The organism is Clostridium sp. D53t1_180928_C8 (assembly GCF_015667795.1).
Lineage (GTDB): Bacteria > Bacillota > Clostridia > Clostridiales > Clostridiaceae > Clostridium.
The window spans coordinates 1-2,426 of record NZ_JADPEL010000112.1; the positions used below are offsets into that span (position 1 = coordinate 1).

Here is a 2,426-nt window from a genome sequence, read left to right on the forward strand (position 1 = left end):
GTATACTATTTTGCCTATTTAATTTTAAGACTATAGGAATTAAAATTGACTTCAAGATCTTATATAAAACAACTTGAATTAAAAAGAATAAAACTACAAACAATGTAATTTTACAAATATCATTATATATTCCACTTAATTTAAAATTTGTTGCTGCTATTTTAGTAATACTTTCAAGTATTACATCTATTTTTAAAGCTATTAATAAAATACTTACTAAAATAGAAAAATAATAAAGTACCCTCTCTAATGAAAAACCCACGCTTCTTCTTTTTAATGTCTTTTTGACACTACTAGTAACACATGACATTATTACAACTAAACACATAGCATAAGAGAGTATTTCATTCATTAAGATTGCCCCTTTATTCCAAATCTTCTGATTTGACTATAGTTTTAACAACATCTTTAATCAAATCGTAGTCATACCCCTTCCCCATTAAAAATCTGTATAGTTTCTGTGATAACTTATATTGATCACTTTCTCTTTTGCATAAAACCTTATATTTCTTTAACGCCATCTCATGTACTACTTCGCTTATTTCTTCTTTATTAAGTTTATCTAACTCTTCTTCAATAATATTTTCATCTATTCCCTTTTGCAAAAGTGTATATTTAATCTTCTTTTTTCCTTGATTTTTGGATCTATCTTTTACATACATTTTTGCATAATTAGTATCATTTAACAAATTGTACTCCCTTAAGAAATTAATTGTACGTTTAATTATATGGTCTTCAAACCCTTTTAATGCTAACTTATCTCTTAATTCCTTCTCACTTTTGTAAGTCCTTTCAATTGTCCTTAGTGCTTTATTTTTACACTTTATATAATTATCTTCATCAGCTAATTTTTTTAAATTTTCTACATCTATTGTATCTTTAACTTTTAAATTTTCCTTATATACTAATTCAGCACTTATAGAAAAAGCATATTCATCATCAATATAAATATTAACTCTCTCTTTATTTCTTTTACCTAATTCTATTTTAGTTATTATATTCATAATTATTGCCACCTTATGAAGATTTTAATATATGAATAGTAGGTTTATTTAAAACTTTATTTGCTACTTCGTATATTTCATCAGCAGTTATTGTATTTAGATTTTCCATATCATTTAAAAATTCAAATATATCTTCACCTTCTAAACTTTGGCTTAATATATAGCTACAAAGCTCAACAGAATCTTCTAATGTTGATATAACAGCTGTTTTATGAACTTTTTTCATTACATTTAAATCATTCTCTCCAATAATTATTTTTCTAAACTTAATATTTTTAAAAATTTCTTCAATTGCATTAGCTGCATCATCAATATCTTCCTCATCTACAGCAGTATAAATATATAAAGTTTTCACATTTTGAGTAATATCTAAATGAGAGTATATATCGTATGCTAAACCTCTATTTTCTCTTACTTCCCTAAATAATAATGAGTTAGCACTTTCACCTAACCTATGATTTAATATCCTTAGTGGTAATTCATACTTTTTATCTAAATCATAAAATGTAAATAAATAAATTATTGTACAAAGCTCTATATTTTCTTTAGTTGTTACTTTCTTTATATCTCTATTTTTTTCATCTTCTACTTCTATTTTAATAACTTCACGTTTTTCCCAGTTGCTAAACTGCTTTGATATCTCTTTAATAGCTTCTTCATGAGACAATGATGATACCATAGTTATTAATGCATTGTTAGGTATATAATACTTTTTATAATAATTATAAAGTTCTTCTCTAGTAAAACTTTTCACATTTTCATCTAAACCTGCAACATCATATCTTAATGCGCTCTTTTTAAATGCTACTTCATTTATTTTCTTAAAACTAAAATCCTCCACACTATCCTTACTAGATCTTATCTCTGCTAATATTACTCCTCTTTCCTTTTCAACTTCTTCTTTTGGAAATTTAGAGCTAATTAACATATCACTTAATAATTCTATTGCATTTTTTAATTCATCCTCTAAACAACTTATAGAATAAACAGTTTGAGAGTAATCAGTATATGCATTGTACTCTCCACCTAAGGCCTCTAAATCATCATTTAACTTTTGAAACGTTCTGTTTTCAGTTCCTTTAAACAACATATGCTCTATATAATGTGAAATTCCCTTTTCACTTAGAGTTTCATTTAAGGCCCCAACCTTTACTCCTATGTTAATTGATGAGATTTGGGTATCTTTATTTATTGTTATCACTTCTAAACCATTATCTAATTTATGTTTTTTCACATCAAAATTTATTTTCACCATTGTAACTACCTTCCCCCATCTGAATAATTTCATCTAGAATTATAATATAATATGTTTACTATATAATTACAACATTTTAATATTTCCATAAACCATATTATACCTTATACTCTAATTCTTATATGAAAATATTGTAGATTATTTTATATCATAGTTTATAATTAAAT

At 25.0% G+C, this 2,426-nt stretch carries 3 protein-coding genes; all 3 read right to left on the reverse strand.

Features of this window, described 5'->3' with window-relative positions; genetic code table 11:
- The coding region (locus I4V51_RS20685; RefSeq protein WP_195990322.1) for a hypothetical protein at positions 1-352 on the reverse strand (352 nt) is incomplete at its 3' end.
- 13 nt (positions 353-365) lie between these two features.
- A complete protein-coding gene (gene recX / locus I4V51_RS20690) occupies positions 366-1,004 on the reverse strand; it encodes a recombination regulator RecX (RefSeq protein ID WP_195990323.1) in 639 nt (212 codons plus the stop codon).
- A gap of 13 nt (positions 1,005-1,017) precedes the next feature.
- On the reverse strand, positions 1,018-2,259 hold the full coding sequence (locus I4V51_RS20695; protein WP_195990324.1) for a pitrilysin family protein: 1,242 nt from the start codon (positions 2,257-2,259) through the stop codon (positions 1,018-1,020).
- Between the last annotated feature and the right edge of the window lie 167 nt (positions 2,260-2,426).

What these genes read in the sequence shown, in the direction of transcription:
- recX (WP_195990323.1), bottom strand. Translation starts at nt 1,004, where the DNA reads ATGAATATAATAACTAAAATAGAATTAGGTAAAAGAAATAAAGAGAGA.
- I4V51_RS20695 (WP_195990324.1), bottom strand. Translation starts at nt 2,259, where the DNA reads ATGGTGAAAATAAATTTTGATGTGAAAAAACATAAATTAGATAATGGT.